At 65.7% G+C, this 18,779-nt stretch carries 19 protein-coding genes; 9 read left to right on the top strand and 10 right to left on the bottom strand.

What is annotated here, in order from left to right:
• Positions 1-311: 311 nt before the first annotated feature.
• Complete coding sequence (locus ACWPWT_RS04615; protein WP_261268450.1) at positions 312-1,145, top strand: exodeoxyribonuclease III; 834 nt, start codon at positions 312-314, stop codon at positions 1,143-1,145.
• Positions 1,142-2,191 (top strand): GTP cyclohydrolase II, encoded by a 1,050-nt coding sequence (gene ribA, locus ACWPWT_RS04610; protein ID WP_454278746.1) that lies wholly within the window; start codon positions 1,142-1,144, stop codon positions 2,189-2,191. The genes ACWPWT_RS04615 and ribA overlap by 4 nt, the downstream gene beginning before the upstream one ends.
• A gap of 128 nt (positions 2,192-2,319) precedes the next feature.
• Here the strand turns inward: ribA and ACWPWT_RS04605 are convergent, their stop codons facing one another.
• The gene (locus tag ACWPWT_RS04605) at positions 2,320-2,988 is read right to left on the bottom strand and encodes an HAD family hydrolase (protein ID WP_454278745.1); all 669 of its coding nucleotides are present in this window, start codon (positions 2,986-2,988) and stop codon (positions 2,320-2,322) included.
• Entirely contained in the window at positions 2,985-3,644 is a 660-nt protein-coding gene (locus tag ACWPWT_RS04600) for a YggS family pyridoxal phosphate-dependent enzyme (RefSeq protein ID WP_454278744.1), read from the bottom strand. The genes ACWPWT_RS04605 and ACWPWT_RS04600 overlap by 4 nt, the downstream gene beginning before the upstream one ends.
• A gap of 52 nt (positions 3,645-3,696) precedes the next feature.
• On the opposite strand from ACWPWT_RS04600, the gene ACWPWT_RS04595 reads away from it, so the two are divergent.
• Both ACWPWT_RS04595 and ACWPWT_RS04590 read left to right on the top strand, forming a co-directional pair.
• Positions 3,697-4,185: a thiamine phosphate synthase gene (locus ACWPWT_RS04595; RefSeq protein ID WP_454278743.1), complete on the top strand. Its 489-nt coding sequence runs from the start codon at positions 3,697-3,699 to the stop codon at positions 4,183-4,185.
• 60 nt (positions 4,186-4,245) lie between these two features.
• A complete protein-coding gene (locus tag ACWPWT_RS04590) occupies positions 4,246-4,719 on the top strand; it encodes a hypothetical protein (protein WP_454278742.1) in 474 nt (157 codons plus the stop codon).
• A gap of 35 nt (positions 4,720-4,754) precedes the next feature.
• Here the strand turns inward: ACWPWT_RS04590 and ACWPWT_RS04585 are convergent, their stop codons facing one another.
• Positions 4,755-5,462, bottom strand: coding sequence for a hypothetical protein (locus tag ACWPWT_RS04585; protein WP_261268445.1), 708 nt, complete (start codon positions 5,460-5,462; stop codon positions 4,755-4,757).
• Positions 5,463-5,681: 219 nt separating this feature from the next.
• Here ACWPWT_RS04585 and ACWPWT_RS04580 point away from each other — a divergent pair, with 219 nt between their 5' ends.
• Genes ACWPWT_RS04580 through holA form a run of 4 tightly spaced genes read left to right on the top strand, consistent with a single transcriptional unit; the run spans position 5,682 to position 10,211 of the window.
• Complete coding sequence (locus ACWPWT_RS04580) at positions 5,682-6,116, top strand: DUF3576 domain-containing protein (protein ID WP_261268444.1); 435 nt, start codon at positions 5,682-5,684, stop codon at positions 6,114-6,116.
• Positions 6,117-6,131: 15 nt separating this feature from the next.
• The gene (gene leuS, locus ACWPWT_RS04575; protein ID WP_454278741.1) at positions 6,132-8,633 is read left to right on the top strand and encodes a leucine--tRNA ligase; all 2,502 of its coding nucleotides are present in this window, start codon (positions 6,132-6,134) and stop codon (positions 8,631-8,633) included.
• A complete protein-coding gene (gene lptE, locus ACWPWT_RS04570) occupies positions 8,630-9,178 on the top strand; it encodes an LPS assembly lipoprotein LptE (RefSeq protein ID WP_261268442.1) in 549 nt (182 codons plus the stop codon). Before leuS ends, lptE begins: the two co-directional genes overlap by 4 nt.
• Before the next feature lie 13 nt (positions 9,179-9,191).
• A complete protein-coding gene (gene holA / locus ACWPWT_RS04565) occupies positions 9,192-10,211 on the top strand; it encodes a DNA polymerase III subunit delta (protein ID WP_454278740.1) in 1,020 nt (339 codons plus the stop codon).
• Positions 10,212-10,376: 165 nt separating this feature from the next.
• Here holA and ACWPWT_RS04560 read toward each other — a convergent pair whose 3' ends face one another.
• The 6 genes from ACWPWT_RS04560 to ACWPWT_RS04535 form a co-directional block, all read right to left on the bottom strand.
• Positions 10,377-11,297, bottom strand: a complete 921-nt coding sequence (locus tag ACWPWT_RS04560; protein ID WP_261268440.1) for a ParB/RepB/Spo0J family partition protein — start codon at positions 11,295-11,297, stop codon at positions 10,377-10,379.
• Entirely contained in the window at positions 11,294-12,085 is a 792-nt protein-coding gene (locus ACWPWT_RS04555; protein ID WP_261268439.1) for a ParA family protein, read from the bottom strand. Before ACWPWT_RS04555 ends, ACWPWT_RS04560 begins: the two co-directional genes overlap by 4 nt.
• Positions 12,082-12,696 carry a 16S rRNA (guanine(527)-N(7))-methyltransferase RsmG gene (gene rsmG / locus ACWPWT_RS04550; RefSeq protein ID WP_261268438.1) on the bottom strand — a complete coding sequence of 205 codons (615 nt, stop codon included), beginning with the start codon at positions 12,694-12,696 and terminating at the stop codon, positions 12,082-12,084. Before rsmG ends, ACWPWT_RS04555 begins: the two co-directional genes overlap by 4 nt.
• Positions 12,693-14,528, bottom strand: coding sequence for a tRNA uridine-5-carboxymethylaminomethyl(34) synthesis enzyme MnmG (gene mnmG, locus ACWPWT_RS04545; protein ID WP_454278739.1), 1,836 nt, complete (start codon positions 14,526-14,528; stop codon positions 12,693-12,695). The genes rsmG and mnmG overlap by 4 nt, the downstream gene beginning before the upstream one ends.
• A 68-nt stretch (positions 14,529-14,596) precedes the next feature.
• Positions 14,597-15,883, bottom strand: coding sequence for a tRNA uridine-5-carboxymethylaminomethyl(34) synthesis GTPase MnmE (gene mnmE / locus ACWPWT_RS04540; RefSeq protein ID WP_454278738.1), 1,287 nt, complete (start codon positions 15,881-15,883; stop codon positions 14,597-14,599).
• A gap of 21 nt (positions 15,884-15,904) precedes the next feature.
• Positions 15,905-16,129 (bottom strand): DUF6489 family protein, encoded by a 225-nt coding sequence (locus tag ACWPWT_RS04535; RefSeq protein ID WP_261268435.1) that lies wholly within the window; start codon positions 16,127-16,129, stop codon positions 15,905-15,907.
• Positions 16,130-16,199: 70 nt separating this feature from the next.
• Between ACWPWT_RS04535 and ACWPWT_RS04530 the strand changes: the two genes are divergently transcribed.
• Complete coding sequence (locus ACWPWT_RS04530; protein WP_261268434.1) at positions 16,200-16,901, top strand: dienelactone hydrolase family protein; 702 nt, start codon at positions 16,200-16,202, stop codon at positions 16,899-16,901.
• A 111-nt stretch (positions 16,902-17,012) separates the two neighbouring features.
• Here the strand turns inward: ACWPWT_RS04530 and ACWPWT_RS04525 are convergent, their stop codons facing one another.
• Positions 17,013-18,587 (bottom strand): lysine--tRNA ligase, encoded by a 1,575-nt coding sequence (locus ACWPWT_RS04525; RefSeq protein ID WP_454278737.1) that lies wholly within the window; start codon positions 18,585-18,587, stop codon positions 17,013-17,015.
• Positions 18,588-18,779: the final 192 nt, after the last annotated feature.

The following is an 18,779-nucleotide window of genomic DNA, read 5'->3' as shown; positions in this document are numbered from 1 at the left end:
CGGGCGACAGGTTTCCTGTCCTATCAGGGCTTTGCGGTTGAGGGGCCTTCGAGATTCCCCCCTGTTGCTCGGACGAGCATCCTCATCCCGCCTGCGTGACGAACGCTAGGTCGGCCCTCGCTCCATGCCCCCGGAGCGGGGGCCTTTCCTTTTCTGCACCTCTTCTTCTCGACCCCGGCGAAGGCCCGGGCCATGTCGCTGATGGCGCGCATCGCATTGCGTGGAAGGCAAAAACGCCGCGCCCCCGATAGTCCGTCGTATCTGGACCCGGGCCTCCGCCGGGGTGGTACGGAGATATGCAACGCCACCCCATGAAGCGGGTAATCTTGTCTCCCCCTCGCCCCGCCGCTACATCGACGTCCGTGAAAATCGCCTCCTGGAACATCAACTCGGTGCGTTTCCGCGCCGCCATCGTCGAGCAATTCCTGAAGGAAGCCGAGCCCGATGTGCTGTGCCTGCAGGAGACGAAGGTCGTCGATGACGACTTCCCGTTCGATCTGTTCCGCGCGGCGGGTTACGAGCACATCATCATCCATGGCCAGCGGATGCATCACGGCGTCGCCATCGCCAGCCGGGTCCCGATCACCGAGGACGACCGCCTGGACTGGCAGGCCAATGCCGAGGCGCGGCATGTCGGCATCCGGCTGCCGAACGGCGTGCGGCTGGAGAATGTCTATATCCCGGCGGGCGGCGACGTGCCCGACCGAGAGGTGAATCCGAAATTCGGGCAGAAGCTCGATTTCCTGGGCCGCATGATCGACTGGTCGGAGAAGCTCGACTGCCCGACCATCCTGACCGGCGATTTTAACATCGCGCCGCTCGAGTCGGACGTATGGAGCCACAAGCAGCTGCTCGACGTGGTCAGCCACACCCCCATCGAGGTGGAGACGCTGGCCAGGCTTCAGGCGTCGAACGACTGGGTCGATCTTGGCCGCCATTTCACCCCGGCGCCGCAGCGGCTCTACACCTGGTGGAGCTACCGCGCGAAGGATTGGGCGGCATCGGATCGCGGGCGGCGGCTCGACCATATGTGGGCGACGCGCGACGTCGCGGCAAAGGCCGTGTCGCACCAGGTGTTCGAGGGGTGCCGGAGCTGGCTCAAGCCGTCCGACCATATCCCGATCATGACGGAATTCGATTTTTGACCGCTGACCCCAAGGCCGCCGCCCGCGCGATCGACGCGCTGCGCCGGGGCTGGCCGATCGCGATCGAGGGGCAGGCGCTGCTCGCGGTCGAGACGGCCGATCCGCTGCGCTTGTCCGCCTTCGATCCCGAAGCGCGTGCGCCGGTTCTGATCTCGGCCGGGCGTGCGGCAACGCTCAAGCTGATCAACCAGCTCGAAGCGGCGGACCCCGATGCCGCCGTGCTGGTCGAACGTGCGCCATGGATCGATTTCGCCGCCGCCACCGCGCTGGCCGATCCGCAATTCGATCTCGCGACGCCGTTGAAGGGCCCCTATCGCGCGCTCCCGCTGCCCGATCCGGCGATCGCGGCGGCGGCCATCCGGTTCGCGCGGATCGCGGGGATGCTTCCCGCCTTCTTCGTCGGCGGGACGGGGGTGGAGGCGGCGCTTTCGCTGGCCGACATCGCCGCGCACGAAGATGCCGAGGCGCTGGCCATCGCGACCCGCGCCCGCCTTCCCGTCGCTGGCGCGGAGGATGCGGAAATCGTCGCTTTCCGCTCGCCCCATGCGGCGGGCGAGCATGTCGCGCTGCTGATCGGCCAGCCCGACGGCCAACCCCCTCTGGTGCGGTTGCACAGCGAATGCCTGACCGGCGATGTGCTTGGCAGCCTGAAATGCGATTGCGGGCCGCAGCTTTATGCCGCGATCCAGGCGATCGCGGACTCGGGCTGGGGAATCCTCCTCTATCTGCGGCAGGAGGGACGCGGGATCGGCCTGGTCAACAAGCTGCGCGCCTATCAGCTTCAGGACCAGGGGTTCGATACGGTCGATGCCAACACCCGCCTGGGCTTTGCGATCGATGCGCGCGATTTCGGCGTGGCGGCGCGGATGCTGACCCTGTTGGGGCAGGACAAGGTGCGGCTGTTGACCAACAATCCGGCCAAGGTCGCCGGGCTGGAGGCGGCAGGGGTCCGGGTGATCGAGCGGGTGGCGCACAGCCTGCCGCCCAATCCGCATAACGAACGCTATCTGGCGACCAAGCGGGACCGGACCGGGCACCAGCTTTAGGAAAGTCCTCCTTCCCCCCTTCCGTTCAGCCTGAGCGAAGTCGAAGGCCACGGGATTGGCCTTTGTGGCCCAGCGCGGAACGTGCGCTTCGACTTCGCTCAGCGTGAACGGAAGTTGGGGTTGGCGGTTCAGAACCCCAATTCCCGCCGCACATCCGCATAATCCTGGGCGATCGCCGCGACGCCGATGTCGCGCAGCCGCTGGTCATGCCCGACCGCGCAATGGCTGCCCATGCACATGCCGATGACATGGCCGCCGCTGGCCACCGCGCCGGTTGCACCGACGGGGGAGTCCTCCAGGATCGCGCAATCCTCGATCCGCACGCCCAGCCGGTCGGCGGCAAAGAGATACAGGTCGGGCGCCGGCTTGCCCCTCGTCACATGCTCGCGCCCGCTATAGACGTGATCGCTGAACGCCTCGCGCAGTCCCAGATGGCGTAGATGCCGGTCGAGCCAGACGGTCGGGCTGGACGATACCACCGCCTTGGGGAAATCGGCGGGGAGCGAGCGGACGAACTCCACCGCACCGGCGATCGCCGCCACGCCCTCTTCCATCGCGCGGATATCCTCGACGCGACGTGCTTCGTAAAAGGCATCCGGCAGGGCATAGCCGATCCGCCCCTCGACCGCGGCGACGAAGTCCTTGCCCGCCAGGCCCATATAATGATGCATCGCCTCTTCGGGCGTATGCGGGTGGCCGTTGGCGGTCAGCCATTCGGCGAGATGGCGATTGCCCTCATATTCGCTGTCGATCAGCACGCCGTCGAAATCGAACAGCAACGCGGCGAACTTGCTCATTGGCGTGCTCCGAACAGCGCGCTGCCGACCCGGACATGGCTCGCCCCCAGCATCGCGGCGACCTCATAATCCTCGGACATGCCCATGCTGAGCTTTTCCAGCCCCATCTCCCGCGCCATCTTGGCGAGCAGCGCGAAATAGGGTGCCGCATCCACCCCGTGCGGGGGAATCGCCATCAGGCCGATGACGCGAAGCCCGGCCGCCCGCGCCTGTTCCAGCATGGCGGGCGCCTCCGCGATGGCGCAGCCCCCCTTCTGCTCCTCCTCGCCGATATTGACCTGAAGGAAGCAGTCGGGCCGACGCCCGCTCTTGTCCATCGCCTCGGCCAGCGCGGCGATCAGCGAGGGGCGGTCGACGGTGTGGATCACATCGAACAGCGCGACCGCGTCGGCGGCCTTGTTCGACTGCAACTGGCCGATCAGGTGGAGTTCGACACCCGCATAGCCTTCGCACAGCGCAGGCCATTTGGCAGCCGCCTCCTGCACGCGATTCTCGCCGAATACGCGGTGCCCCGCGTCGAGCAACGGGCGGATCGTCTCGGCATCATGGGTCTTCGACACCGCGATCAGGATGGGCATGGCATGATCCCCCAGCTTCGCGGCACGCCGAAGCTGGTCGGAGACGGTGGAAAGGCGGGAAACGCTGTCGTCGGTCATGCCTCGCGCTATAGTCGCGAGGATGGCCGACCGATACCCCGTGACATGGTTGATGACCGACGAGCGATTGGGCGACGGGCTTTGGGCGGCACTTCGGCGCCTGCCGCCGGGTTCGGGCGTGGTCTTCCGCCATCACGCCACCCCGCATGCCGAGCGCAGGGTGATTCACCGCAGGCTATGGCGGATCACGCGCGCACGGCGAATGCTGTTGCTGGTCGCGGGGGGCGGTCTGCCCGGCGATGGCGTGCACAAAGGCGGCAAGGGCCGGGGTCTACGAAGCTGGCCCGCGCATGACCGCGCCGAGGCGATTGCGGGACGGAAGGCAGGCGCGGACCTGCTGTTCGTCTCCCCCCTCTTTCCGACCCGTTCGCATCCCGGTGCGCCGAGTCTCGGCCCCGATCGGGCGATACGAATCGGGCGGGGGCTGGGTCTGGCGCTGATCGCGCTGGGCGGAATGGATGCCCGCCGTTTCCGTCGCTTGCGCGGGCGCTTCGACGGCTGGGCCGCGATCGATGCCTGGGGTGGGGCTTCCCGGTCGTGACTATGTCATGGGACGGTCGATCCGGCGCGCTAAGGTCACCGCGAAGGTGAAAGGAATGCGATGATATTCTCGCTGATCCTGGCGGCGGCTGCCCCCGCGTCGATACCGATTCCCGCCGGGCTGGCCGCCTATGTCCGCGATCGCAAGCTGACCCGCTACGACCATGCGCTTCGTGATCTGAACGACGATGGTCGCCCCGAGGCGTTGGTCTATGCCCGGCAGAGTCGCGAGGGAAACAGGGATGTAAGCCTGTGCGGCTCGGGCGGATGCGATCTGATCATCCTGTCGCTCACGCCCAACGGCTATCGCGTCCTATCCGACATCCGCGTCGCACGCCCGCCGATCCGCGTCCTGCGCACCAGCTCGCATGGCTGGCATGACCTGAGCGTGCTGGTGGCCGGCGGCGGCATCCTGCCCGGTTACCGCGCGCGGCTGCGATTCGATGGGAAAAGCTATCCGACGAACTCCAGCGTACCACCCGCCCGACCTATCAAGGGGGCAGAGCAAGGGACGACTGTCATAAACGCCGAATGACGCCGATCGAACCAGGGTAGCCGCCGTCCACCGGATCAGAAGCGAAAGGCCGTACCCAGATACACCGCCTGGCTGTTCCGGCGATCGTCGTCCATCCGCGCCAGACGTTCGCGATCAGAGCGATAGCGGACGCCCGCCGTCACATCGAGGTTGCGGGTCAGCGAATAGGAGCTGCTCATGTCGAGCGAATAGCTGGACGGCATATCGACCAGCTTGTTCACGCCCTCGATCGGGCGATCGCTCGATGCCTTCACACGGCCGGTAAAGCGATTCGCGCTATAGCTGACCGCCACATCGGCACTCTCGCGGCTGCCCGGCAGGCCCGCCAGATCGACCCGCGCCAGTTCGCCGGTGACGGCCAGGCGCTTCCAGCCCACCGCAACACCCAGATTATAGGAGATGGGCGCCAGTCCCACCGTCGGCGCGGTATTGGCGGCGATGCGTTCGTCGTTGGTACGGCTGGTGCGGGCGCGGACCGCCACGGTGACCGGGCGATTGGCCCCACGCTGGCTTTCCGCCGGGGTGAAACGCAGATCGCCTGCGTCCAGACCGCTCCGCGCGAAGATCGCCGCGAGTCGGGGATCGGCCGCCGCGGGCGTGAAGCCGCCGCGCCCCATCAGGCTGAGGCTGCGCTTGGGGGCCCGGCCATTCTGATCCACCGCACCGATGGCGGGCGCGACCAGCGCAGTCGTGGCGGCAAGCGCCCCGATTGCGATTCCGATCACCACACGCCCGAACGACACGGTCCACCCCTTTATGAGACCTCTTTGATACATAGCCTCTAACATGAAATCGGCGGCGAGCGATCCCATTGTTACGCTGGCATCCGCGATTCTTGTCCGAGTGTTGCGCATCTTCCACAGAATCGGTCTTCGGCGCGTGATTCGCCGGAATGCTTGCCGGGGTGGCGGGGCCCCTGTAGAGGCTATAACCAACCCTTATTCCCAGTCAGGACAATGCCGATGCTTCGCCGTTCCGCCACCGCGTTCGCGGTTATCGCCGCCCTGTCGCTCGGCGCCTGTGCCGGCAAGAAGGATCGTCCGCAGGGCGATCTGGCCGCGTCGAAGGTGACGACGATCGGCGTGAACTCCTATCTGTGGCGCGCCAGCCTCGACACGCTCAGCTTCATGCCGCTGGCCGAGACCGATTCCAATGGCGGCGTGATCGTCACCGACTGGTACGTCAATCCGCAGACGCCGACCGAGCGGATGAAGGTCACCGTCACCATCCTCGACCAGGATCTGCGCGCCGATGCGCTGCGCGTCACCGCGCTGCGCGAGGTGAACCGCGGCGGCCAGTGGGTCGAAGCGCCCGTTCAGGCCGCGACCATCCAGAAGCTGGAAGACATCATCCTGACCAAGGCGCGCGACCTGCGCCGTGCGTCGATCACGAACTGATAAAAGACGAGAAGAATGGCCTCGCGTTTCAACGCCCTGAAATCGGATTCGACCTGGCAGCGGATCTGGGAGGAGCGGCGCACCTTTGCCGCCGACGATCACAGCCCCAAGCCGCGTAGCTATGTCCTTGAGATGTTTCCCTATCCTTCGGGGCGCATCCATATGGGGCATGTCCGCAACTATACGATGGGCGACGTGCTGGCGCGCTATCGGCGGATGATCGGGCATGAGGTGCTCCACCCGATGGGCTGGGACGCGTTCGGCATGCCCGCCGAGAATGCCGCGATGGAAAAGGGCGTCCATCCGGGCGGCTGGACCCGCGACAATATCGCGACGATGAAGGCGCAGCTGAAGCGGCTTGGCTTCGCGCTCGACTGGACGCGCGAGATCGCGACCTGCGAACCCGATTATTACGGGCATGAGCAGGCGCTGTTCCTCGACCTGTATGCGGGCGGCCTGGTCTATCGCAAGGAATCGGCGGTCAACTGGGATCCGGTCGACATGACCGTGCTCGCCAACGAACAGGTGATCGACGGGCGCGGCTGGCGTTCGGGGGCGCTGGTCGAGAAGCGCAAGCTGAACCAGTGGTTCCTCAAGATCACCGACTTCGCCGACGAGCTGCTGGAGGGTCTGACGACGCTCGAGCATTGGCCCGACAAGGTGAAGCTGATGCAGGAGAACTGGATCGGCCGCAGCAAGGGCCTTCAGTTCCGTTTCACGCCGGTCGCCCCCTTCGCGACCCCGATCGAGGTCTATTCGACCCGCCCCGACACGATCTTCGGCGCCAGCTTCGTCGCGATCGCGGCGGACCACCCGATCGCCCGCGAACTGGCCGAGACGAATGCCGAGGCGGCCGCGTTCATCGAACGTTGCAAGGCGGGCGGCACCACCGCGGCCGAGCTGGAAACGCAGGAAAAGCTGGGCTTCGACACCAGCTATCGGATGCAGCATCCGATGGACGAGAGCATCACCCTGCCCGTCTATATCGCCAACTTCGTGCTGATGGACTACGGCACGGGCGCGGTGATGGGCGTGCCCGCGCATGACCAGCGCGATCTCGACTTTGCGCGCAAATATAGCCTGAGCGTTACCCGCGTCGTCGCGGACGGCGATAACACCGATCCCGTCTTCGAAGGCGACACCGCCTATACTGGCAGCGGCCAGCTGGTGAACTCCGGCCCGCTCGACGGGATGGACGTGGAGGCCGCCAAGGCCGCCGTCATCGCTCGCGCCGAAAGCGAAGGCTGGGGCCAGGGCCAGACCGTGTACCGCCTGCGCGACTGGGGCGTCAGCCGCCAGCGTTACTGGGGCACGCCGATCCCGATCATCCATTGCGACGATTGCGGCGCGGTGCCGGTGCCCAAGGACCAGCTGCCGGTGACGCTGCCCGAGGACGTCAGTTTCGATGTCCCCGGCAATCCGCTCGATCGCCATGCGACGTGGAAGCATGTCGACTGCCCCAATTGCGGCAAGCCCGCCCGGCGCGAGACCGACACGCTCGACACCTTCGTCGATTCGTCCTGGTATTTCATCCGCTTCGCCAGCCAGCCCAAGGATCGCCCGTTCGATCCCGAGGTCGTGAAGAAGTGGCTGCCCGTCGGCCAGTATATCGGCGGCGTCGAGCATGCGATCCTGCATCTGCTCTATGCCCGCTTCTGGACGCGCGCGTTGAAGCATATCGGCCTGATCGATGTGGCGGAGCCCTTTGCGGGCCTGTTCACGCAGGGCATGGTCACGCACGAAAGCTATAAGTCGTCGGACGGCCGCTGGCTCGCGCCCGGCGAGATTCGTGACGGCATCGAGATCGCGACCGGACAGCCGATCACCGTCGGCCGCGTCGAGAAAATGTCCAAGTCCAAGAAGAACACCGTCGATCCCGAGCCCATTGTGGATCAGTACGGCGCGGACGCGGTCCGCTGGTTCATGCTGTCCGACAGCCCGCCCGAGCGCGACCTGCCCTGGTCGGAATCGGGCATCGAGGGTTCGTGGCGCTTCGTCCAGCGCTTGTGGCGTCTGTTCGACGGTTCGGAAGCTGCCGAGGGCGAGGACAAGGCTCTGGCGCGCAAGCTGCACCAGACCATTGCGGGCGTGGCGGCGGACATCGAGGCGCTGGCCTTCAACAAGGCGGTCGCCAAGCTGTACGAGCTGGTCAACGCGATCGAAAAGGCCAAGCCCTCCGCCACGCGCGCTGAAGCGATCCGCACCACCATGCTGCTGGTCGCGCCGATGGTCCCGCATCTGGCCGAGGAAGCCTGGTCGGGCATGGGGCAGGACGGCCTGATCGCCGACGCTGCCTGGCCGGTGGTCGATGAGAGCCTGCTGGTCGAGGACGAGGTCACCGTTGCGGTGCAGGTCAACGGCAAGCTGCGCGACACGCTGACCGTCGCCAAGGGGCTGCCCAAGGACGTATTGGAGGCGACCGCGCTGGCGTCGGACAAGATTGTCCGCGCGCTCGACGGCGCAACGCCCAAGAAGGTGATCGTGGTGCCCGACCGTCTGGTAAATATCGTCGCATGACCCGCCCCCTCCCCCTTCCCCTGCCCCTCTTCTGTCAAATCGCCGCCGGTCTGGCGCTGACGCTGGGCCTGTCGGGCTGTGGACTGCACCCGCTTTACGCGGGGGGCAGTTCGGGCCCGGTCGCCAGCGCCCTGTCACAGATCGAGGTCGCACCGATTCAGGGGAAAGCGGGCTGGCTGATGGCCAACGCGCTCAGCGACCGGCTGGGCGGCAAGAACGGTACGGCGCGCTATCGCCTGGACGTGAAACTGGACGACCAGATTCGCGGGCTTGGCGTGCGGCGCGACGACTCTGTGGTGCGCGAGCGGCGTATCCTGCGCGCGCGCTACCAGCTGGTCGACCAGACGAGCAATGCGGTGCTGGTCGATGCTACCGCCGGGTCCGATGCCGGGATCGACGTGGTCCGATCCGAATATGCGACCATCGCGGCGGAGAATACCGCGCTGGAACGGCTGTCGGTCATCGTCGCGGACGAAATCGTCGCGCGACTGGCCACCTATGCCCGGTCGCGTCCCGGCGAGTCGATGGTTTCCGCGCGGCCGTGAGGGCTCACGGATCGTGAAAGCCAGCGCCAACCAGATTCGCCAGGCGCTGAGCCGTCCATCCGCCGATATTCGCCTCTATCTGCTGCACGGCCCCGATGAGGCGGGGGCGAACGAATTGGCGCGGTTGCTCGCTACCGCAATGGGTCGTGAAGCCGAACGGATCGATCTCGATTCGGCGACGCTGAAGAGCGACCCCGCTAGGCTGACCGATGAGGCCGCCGCCATGTCGCTGTTCGGCGGACCGCGCCATATCCGCATTGCCAGCGTGGGCGAGGAAGGCCTGGCGGCGTTCACTGCGCTGCTGGAAGCGGAATCGGCAGGTAATCCGGTCGTCGCCATCGCCCCGACGGTCAAGACGACCGCCAAGATCGTCAAGCTCGCGCTCGATTCACCGCGCGCCATGGCCTTTGGCTGCTACGCCCCCACCGCCGCCGATGCCGAGCGACTGGCGAACACCATCGCGGGGGACTTGGGTCTACGCTTGGCGGCGGGCGTCGCTGCGCGGCTGGTGGAGGCCGCTGGGGCCGATCGGTCGGTCATGACCCGCGAGTTGGAGAAGCTGTCGCTCTATCTGGACGCCGCGCCCGACCGTCCGCGTGAGGCCGATCACGCCGCCATCGACGCGATCGGCGCCGATCTGGGCGAAGTCGAGATGGGCGATGCGGTCGAGGCCGTCGTCGAAGGGCGGGTCAGCGATCTGGGCGGCGAATTGGCCCTGCTGGACGAAGGTGGCGCATCACCCATCCCGTGGCTCCGCGCGCTTGCCCGGCGGCTGGTCGCGCTGGCCGAGATGCGGGCCGATATCGACGCGGGGGAACCGGTCGACGCGGTGATGAAACGCCACCGTGTCTTCTTCCGCGACGAGGCTCGCACTGCCCGCGCGCTGCGCCGCTGGACCCCGGCGATGCTGGCGCGGGCTCTGGCCCGAATCCGTGCCGCCGAACGTGCGGTCATGGCGCCGGGCAATGCCGGAGCGGTCCTGGCCGAGTCGGAAGCGACGATCATTGCGCAGGGAATCGCGCGGCGGGGGTGAGAGATTCGCTTAGATTCCGGCTTCGCTCAGCCTGAACGGGATATGGGGTCAATCTGCCTCATACCAACAGCCGTTCGGGCAGAGCGAAGTCGCAGCCCACGCCCACCCCGCTCAAAAATCAAAAACGAGCTGCGCCTGTCTGCGAAACAGACCGGCGTCCCGCTTTCAAATACCCTCACCGGTCAGTCGCTGGCACACCATGTCGAGCTGATCGAGCGTCGAATAGCTCAAGGTCAGTGTACCGCCCTTTTCGCCATGCGCGATCCGTACCGACAGGCCGAGCAGATCGGCCAACTGCCCCTCCAGCGCCGCGATATCGGCGTCGGCGGCATCCTGCCCGGACGGCTTGGTTGAGCCCTTGTCCCCCGAAGCCGCCTTACGCCCGCCGCCCTTGGCCTCGCGGGTCAGCTTCTCGGTCTCGCGGACGCTCAGGCCCCGTGCGATGACCTGATCGGCCAGCGATTCGACCTCGTTCGCGCCCAGCAACGCGCGGGCATGGCCCATCGACAGGGCGCCGCTGACGACCTGGCTCTGCACCGTGTCGGGCAGTTCGAGCAGACGCAGGAGATTGGCGACATGGCTGCGCGACTTGTGGACGATCTTGGCCAGCGCCTCTTGCGTATGGCCGAACTCGCCCGCCAGCCGCTGATAGGCCTGTGCCTCTTCGATCGCGTTGAGGTCCTGCCGCTGGATATTCTCGATCAGCGCTACTTCGAGCGTCTGGGCATCGTCGAAATCCCGGACGACGACCGGCACCTCGTGCAACCGGGCCCGCTGCGCCGCCCGCCAACGCCGCTCACCCGCGACGATCTGATAATCCTTGCCGTGCGGACGGACGACGATGGGCTGGATCAGCCCGCGTGCCGCGATCGACGCGGCAAGTTCGTCGAGTGCCGCTTCCTCGAAATGACGGCGCGGCTGATCGGGGTGCGGCGACAGCGAACCGACCGGCAGCATCCGCACGCCGCCCGGCGTTGGCTGATCGCCGGGGCGGATCGGTGCCTCGCGCGCCATATCGCCGAGTAGGGCACCCAATCCACGACCCAGACCGGGCCGAGGGCGCTTGGCCGCAGGTTCGGCGCTCATGCCGCTGCCGCCCCCGGCTGCGTGCCCAGCGGCAGCCGCGCGATCAACTCACGGGCCAGCGCAATATAGGCCTGGCTCCCCACGCAACGATAATCATAGATCAGCGCAGGCAAGCCATGGCTGGGCGCCTCCGACAGCCGGACATTGCGCGGTATTACCGTATCGAACACGACCCCTCCCAAAACGGCGCGCACATCTGCCGACACCTGGTCGGTCAGCCGGTTGCGCCGGTCATACATCGTCAAAGCCACGCCAAGGATTGCCAGCCCCGGATTGAACCGGGCCCTGATCCGCTCGACCGTGGTCAAAAGTTGCGAAAGCCCCTCCAGCGCGAAAAACTCGCATTGCAGCGGCACGAAAAGCGAATCGGACGCGACCATCGCGTTGATCGTCAGCAGCCCCAGCGAGGGCGGACAATCGATCAGGACAATGTCCCAATTCCCCTGCGACCGCCGCATCGCCTGATCGAGCCGATGGGTCCGATTCTCGAAATCGACAAGCTCCAATTCCGCACCGGACAGATCGACCGTGGCCGGCACCACGTCCAGCCTCGGAACCTGCGTATGCACGACCGCATCGTCGATCCGCGCCTCGCCCAGCAGGACATGATAACTGGAGAACATGCGCTGGCTATTAGAGATACCCAGACCGGTCGAGGCATTTCCCTGAGGATCGAGATCGATCAACAAGACGTTCAGGCCCGTCGCGGACAGTGCGGTAGCCAGATTGATGGCGCTGGTGGTCTTGCCCACCCCACCCTTTTGGTTCGCGATGGCAACGCAGATCATCGGGCCCCTACTCGGTCGAGGATCACGATCGACGAGTCCGCCGATGTGATGCTATGTTCCACGTGAAACACGAAGCGCCATTGCCGCTTAAGGGTCTTGATTTCGCGCTCGTCCAGGCGGCCGCGCGGTAGCAGCCACCGCGTATCCTGTTTGCCGCAGTGAGCGGCCGCGCGCAAAAGATTTTCGACTGTTGCCACGGCACGAGCAGAAATAATGTCGGCCTTGACCTGCACCGCCTCGATCTTGGACGCATGGACGGTCACGCGATCCGCCACGCCCAGGGTTTCGGCACATTCGCGAAGGAAGTCGGCGCGACGCTTGCGGGGCTCGACCAGTGCGACACGACCGGGCCAGGCTAGTGCCACCACCATGCCGGGAAAGCCCCCGCCGGTGCCGATGTCCACCCACTGGCCGTCCGAGCGCTCCGCCAGCGGAATCAACTGCACCGAGTCGAGCGCATGCCGCGACCAGATGCTGCCGATGGTCGATGGCGCGATCAGGTTCTGCTGGTCGTTCTCGACGATCACCAGATTGAGAAAGTGGTCGATACGCTCAGCCGCCTCTTCGCCGAAACGCTGCACGACCCAGTCGCGCGCCTGCTCTTCGGTCATGCCGCCATCTTTCGTACGTGGAGAAGGACCGCCGACAGGGCGGCGGGGGTAATCCCCCGAATGCGCGAGGCCGCCGCCAGAGTGGCAGGACGGGCCATGCTCAAGCGGTCGATCATCTCCTGCGACAGGCCGGGGATCGCCATATAGTCGATCATGGGGGGCAGCAGGATCTGCTCATCGGCACGAAGCCGTGCGACCTCCTCCGCCTGTCGTTCGACATAGGGGGCGTAGCGCGCATCCTCCAGTGTCTCCGCCACGATCGCGGGATCGCAACCTTCGGACGCCTCTGGTGCGACATGCGCGAGCGTGACACCATCGAAGCGTAGCCATTCATAGGCCGTCCGCCGCGCGCCATCCTGGGCGATCGCGGCACCGCTCCGCGCGAGATCGGACGCGGTACGGCCCACCGCAAGCCGCTCGCGCAACAGGCTCTGCTGCTCCTGCCGCCGGCGTCGATGCGCCAGCCTTTCGGGCGAAAGACACCCCGCCGCTTCCGCCATTCCGCCAAGCCGTGTCTCGGCATTATCGGCCCGCAACGACAGCCGATATTCGGCGCGCGCCGTCAGCATTCGATAGGGTTCGGTCACGCCCTGAAGGACCAGATCGTCGATCATCACCCCCAGATAGCTGGATGCCCGGTCGAGAATGACCGGGCTCAGGTCGCAGGCATGCGCCGCGGCATTGAGTCCGGCGATCAGCCCCTGCCCCGCCGCTTCTTCATAACCGGTGGTGCCATTGATCTGCCCCGCGCAGAACACACCCGCCAGCGCGCCCAGTGCGAGCCGGGCGTCGAGCGAGCGCGGATCGATATGGTCATACTCCACCGCATAGCCCGGCAGCGTGATGACGGCACGTTCCAATCCCGGCATGGAGGCGATCATCGCCTCCTGCACATCGGTCGGCAGCGAGGTCGACAGGCCGTTGGGATAGACAAGCGGATCGTCCAGCCCCTCGGGCTCGAGGAAGATTTGATGGCTGTCGCGATCGGCGAAGCGCTTGATCTTGTCCTCGATCGACGGGCAATAGCGCGGCCCGTTCGCCTCGATCGCACCGGTGAATAGCGGGGATCGGTGAAAGGCCGCCGCGATGATCGCATGCGTCTGTTCGGTCGTCCGGGTAATCGCACAAACGATTTGCGGCAGCGGCCGCTCGCCCGTCATCGGCGACATGGTCCAGGGATCGAGATCGGAGGGCTGTTCGTCCAGCTTGGCCCAGTCGATGGTCCGGCCGTCCAGACGTGGTGGCGTGCCGGTCTTCATCCGTGCCATGGGCAGCCCCAGCGCACGCAACTGCTCGGCCATCCGCGTGGCGGCACGTTCGCCGATCCGCCCGCCCAGATGCCGCTCGTCCCCCCGGAACAGCCGTCCGCCCAGGAACGTCCCGGTCGCGAGCACCACTGCGCGAGCCGACAGGATCGTGCCATCGCCAAGCTGCACGCCCGTCACCCGGTCGCCATCCAGCACCAGCGCTTCGGCCTCGCCCTCAACGATGGTCAGGTTCGATTGCGCCGCCAACATCGCCTGGATCGCCCCGGCATAGCGTCGCCGGTCGGCCTGGACGCGCGGGCCCTGGACCGCGGTTCCCTTGCTACGGTTGAGCATCCGATAGTGGATCGCGCCCTGATCCGCCGCGCGGCCGATCAGCCCGTCAAAACTATCGACCTCGCGCACGATATGGCCCTTCCCCAATCCGCCGATCGCCGGATTGCAGGACATGGCGCCCAGGCCATGACGGTCGAAGGACAAAAGGGCCGTCCGCGCACCCCGGCGCGCAGCCGCCGCAGCGGCCTCGGTTCCCGCGTGACCGCCACCGATCACTACGACATCAAACATGGCTTCGCCCTACCGGAAGCCGGGGTCAGCGTCAAAGCGATCTATGGTAAACGTTCCACGTGGAACAATTATTTGCCCAGGCAGAACCGTCCGAACAAGGCGTCCAGCATAGTCTCCGTCGCGCTAACCCCAAGCAATTCCGCCAGTGCCTGACGCGCAATCCGAAGCTCTTCCGCCATCAACAAAAGGTCACCCGCAGGAGCAGCCAGCAGCGCCTCGGTCGCCCGGCGGCACTGCTCCTGCTGATGACGTTTGAAGCCGATGCTATCTTCGCGGGGGAGAAGCGTCGCCGCTGCATCTGCGATCACGTCCCACACCGCCGCCACGCTCGCCGCATCGTCACGTCGAACGGCCAGCCGCCGCCCCTCCGGCAGTGCCTCCCGGCCGACGAGATCGGCCCGGCTATGAAGCCAGATCGCATCCGCACGGGGGGGCGTCGTGTCCGCCATCCATAGCAAAATGTCCGCCTGTCGGATCGCCTCCTGCGCGCGGGTGACGCCGATCGCTTCGATCACATCGTCCGTATCCTCCGCCAACCCGGCGGTGTCGGTCAGGATATAGGCGATGCCGCCCCGCAACACGCTCGCCTCGATCCGATCGCGTGTGGTGCCCGCAATCGGGGAGACGATCGCCGCCTCCCGCTCCACCAGCAGATTGAGCAGGGTCGACTTGCCGCTATTGGGGGGGCCCGCCAGCACGACGCGAATACCGTCATGCAAGCGATCGACCGGGGGCCGCTCCACGACCTCCAGCATCGCCGCCGCGAGCGCATCCATGTCCTGTCTGATCCGCGCCGCCACAGCCGTATCGAGCGGGACGTCATCCTCTTCGGCGAAATCGAGCATTACCTCGATCATGGCGGACAGCGCCGACAAGCGGTCCATCCATCCCCGCAGCGCCTGACTGACCCGCCCCTCGACTGCGCTGATCGCGGCGCGGCGCTGACGTTCGGTCTGGGCTTCGAGCAGATCGGCCAGCCCTTCCGCCTCGGCCAGATCGATCCGGCCATTGAGCAGCGCGCGGCGGGTGAACTCACCTGGCTCGGCCCGACGGACACCGGGCTGCGCGGCAAGCGCCGCTTCAACCGCCGCGACCACAGCACGCCCGCCATGACAATGAAGCTCGACCAGATCCTCCCCGGTCGCCGTCGCCGGTCCGGGGAAGCATAGCATCAAGGCGGAATCGAGCAGCGCCCCCTCCCCGTCCCGCAACGATCGCAGTCCTGCCCGACGTGGTGCCGGCAAGCGTCCGCCCAGACGCTCGGCCACGGCGAACGCCACCGGGCCGCTGACGCGGATCACCGCGATCGCGGCGGGCGGCTGTCCACTGGAGACGGCGAAGATTGTGTCGGTCATGCCTTTAATCCTTGGGGGCGATCAGCCCTTTTGCCCCTCGAACATGCGACGCCACATCGCCATGCTCGCCTCGCCCATCGGCGCCCAGCTGCGCATCATCGCCTCGACCATTTCGGGCTTCACCCCCGACTGCATCGTGTCGAGCATCATCTGGACATAGCGTTCATGGATCGGCGTCAGGTCGGGCAGCCCCATGGCGCGGCGCGCTTCTTCGGGCGTGCAGTCGATTTCCACATTCACTTTCATGGTGCCATTCTCCTCACGCGACCAAGTGAGGCATAAGGCGTTATCGTCGCGACGACCACAGGAGACCAGCATGACCGGAACCAAGACCATCGCCGCCCCACACGGCGAAGGCCCGTTCAACGCTTATTATGCCGAGCCGGAGGGCACAGCTTCGGCCGCGATCATCGTCATTCAGGAGATTTTCGGGATCAATGCCGGCATCCGCCGAAAGTGCGATACGCTGGCCGAAGCGGGCTATCTGGCGGTCGCCCCCGATCTTTTCCACAAGATCGCGCCCGGTATCGAACTGGACCCGGACGTTCCCAACGAGATGCAGCAGGCACTCGATCTGATGGGGCAATTCGACCAAGATGGCGGCATTCGCGATATCGAGGCGACGATCAAGGCGATCCGCGAAGAGCATGGCCCAGACTTCAAGGTCGGCGTGGTCGGCTATTGTCTGGGCGGGCGTCTCGCCTTCATGACCGCGGCACGGACCGATGTGGATGCCAGTGTCGGCTATTATGGTGTCGGCATAGACGGGTTGCTCGGTGAGAAACACGCCATCGCCAAGCCGGTGCTGCTCCATATCCCGGAGGAGGATCATTTCGTCGACAAGGACGCGCAGAAGCGGATGCATGAGGGGCTGGACGATCACCCCAAGGTCACGCTGTACGACTATCCCGGTGAGGATCACGGCTTCGCCACCGAATTCGGTCAGCGCCGGTCGGACGAGTCCGCCAAGCTGGCGGACGAACGCACCATGGCATTCTTTGCGGAGCATCTCCGCTAAACAATTCTACCCTCACCCTTCCCACCCGCTTTCAGCGGGCGGGCCCCTTCCCTCTCCCAATGGGAGAGGGAGGGAGGCGCGAAGCGCCGGAAGGGTGAGGGTAGCTAGCCGTTACGCGGCCTTGGCCAATGCCTCGGCGATCAGTTTGCGGCTGTTGTCCACACCGTAGAGCGCGATGAAGCTGCCCATGCGCGGCCCTTGCGCCGATCCCAGCAACGTCTCGTACAGCGCCTTGAACCAGTCGCGCAGCGACGGGAAGGCGTCGGTCTTGCCGATCTCATAGACGATGTTCTGGATATCCTCGGCACTCGCCCCCGCCGGGAGCGCCGCCAATTGCGCGTCGAGCTGGCGCAGTGCCTCGGCCTCATGCGGCTCGGGCGCGCGGCGCTGGAGCGTCGGGGCGACGAAGTCACGCGCATAGGCCAGCGCATGGTCGATCAGCCGGTCCAGCTCGGGATATTTCTCCGCCGAGGCTTCTGGCACATAATTGGCAAGATAGCCCCAGACCTGCTCCTTGGTCGCCTCGCCCATCACGCCCACCAGGTTGAGCAGCAGGCCGAACGTCACCGGGAGCTCACCCTCGGGCAGTTTGCCGTCATGGATGTGGTGCACCGGATTGCCCAATTGCTCCTTGAGCGACTGGTTGGGATAGTTGACCCGGAACTGCCAATATTCGTCCACCGCGCGCGGGATGACGCCCATGTGCAGCTGCTTGGCCTTTTTGGGTTCGCGGTAAGCGAAGAACGCCAGGCTCTCTTCGGGGCCATAGGTCAGCCACTGGTCGAGGCTGAGGCCATTGCCCTTGGACTTGGAGATCTTCTCGCCATGTTCGTCGAGGAACATCTCATAGTTGAAGCCCTCGGGGGGGCGACCGCCAAGTACTCGGGCGATCTTCGACGACTGGGTGACCGAGTCGATCAGGTCCTTGCCCGCCATCTCGTAATCCACGCCCAGCGCGACCCAGCGCATCGCCCAGTCGACCTTCCATTGCAGCTTGGACAGGCCGCCCAGCGCCGACTGGACGATCCGCTCTCCCTCGTCGTCGAAGGCGATCAAGCCCGCCTCGGCGTCGATCACCTCGACCGGCACCTGAAGCACGATACCCGATTTGGGGCTGATCGGCAGAACCGGCGAATAGGTCGCGCGGCGCTCGGCGCGCAGCGTCGGGAGCATCACATCCTGAATGCCCTGATAGTGTTTCAGCACCAGCCGCAGCGCGTCGTCGAACTGGCCCGAATGATAATATTCGGTGGAGGAGGCGAATTCATAGTCGAAGCCGAAGCGATCGAGAAATTGGCGCAGCAGTGCGTTGTTGTGCGCGGCAAAGCTGTCGAACTTCTCGAACGGATCCGGCACCTGGGTCAGCGGCTTGCCGAGATGCTCGCGCAGCATCTCTTGGTTCGGGACGTTGTCGGGCACCTTGCGCAATCCGTCCATATCGTCCGAAAAGGCGATCAGCCGGGTCTTCTGGTCCGACAGCGCATGAAAGGCGTTGCGGACCATGGTGGTGCGCAGCACTTCGTTGAAGGTGCCGATATGCGGCAGGCCCGATGGGCCATATCCGGTTTCGAACAAGATCGGCTCACCACCAGGCTTGCCGTCAGGATAGCGTTTGAGGAGCTTGCGAGCCTCCTCATAGGGCCAGGCCTTGGACTCGAGAGCGGTGGAGCGAAGTTCGTCTGTCATGGATTTGCCTCTGGCAAGGCAGGGCGCGATGCACAAATGCATTTTGCACGATCCACCCAATATCCCGCTTCGATCCACCGCTTCCCATCACATTATTCACAGACTTATCCACAGAGGCTCTTGTTCCACGTGGAACAGAGCAAGAGGGATTTTGCAGGCGATTAAAAGCGGTGCGCCCCGTTGCCATCCTGT

The sequence above is a fragment of the Sphingomonas sp. Marseille-Q8236 genome, from assembly GCF_965112005.1.
This window is presented reverse-complemented; position numbering and strand designations above follow the sequence as displayed.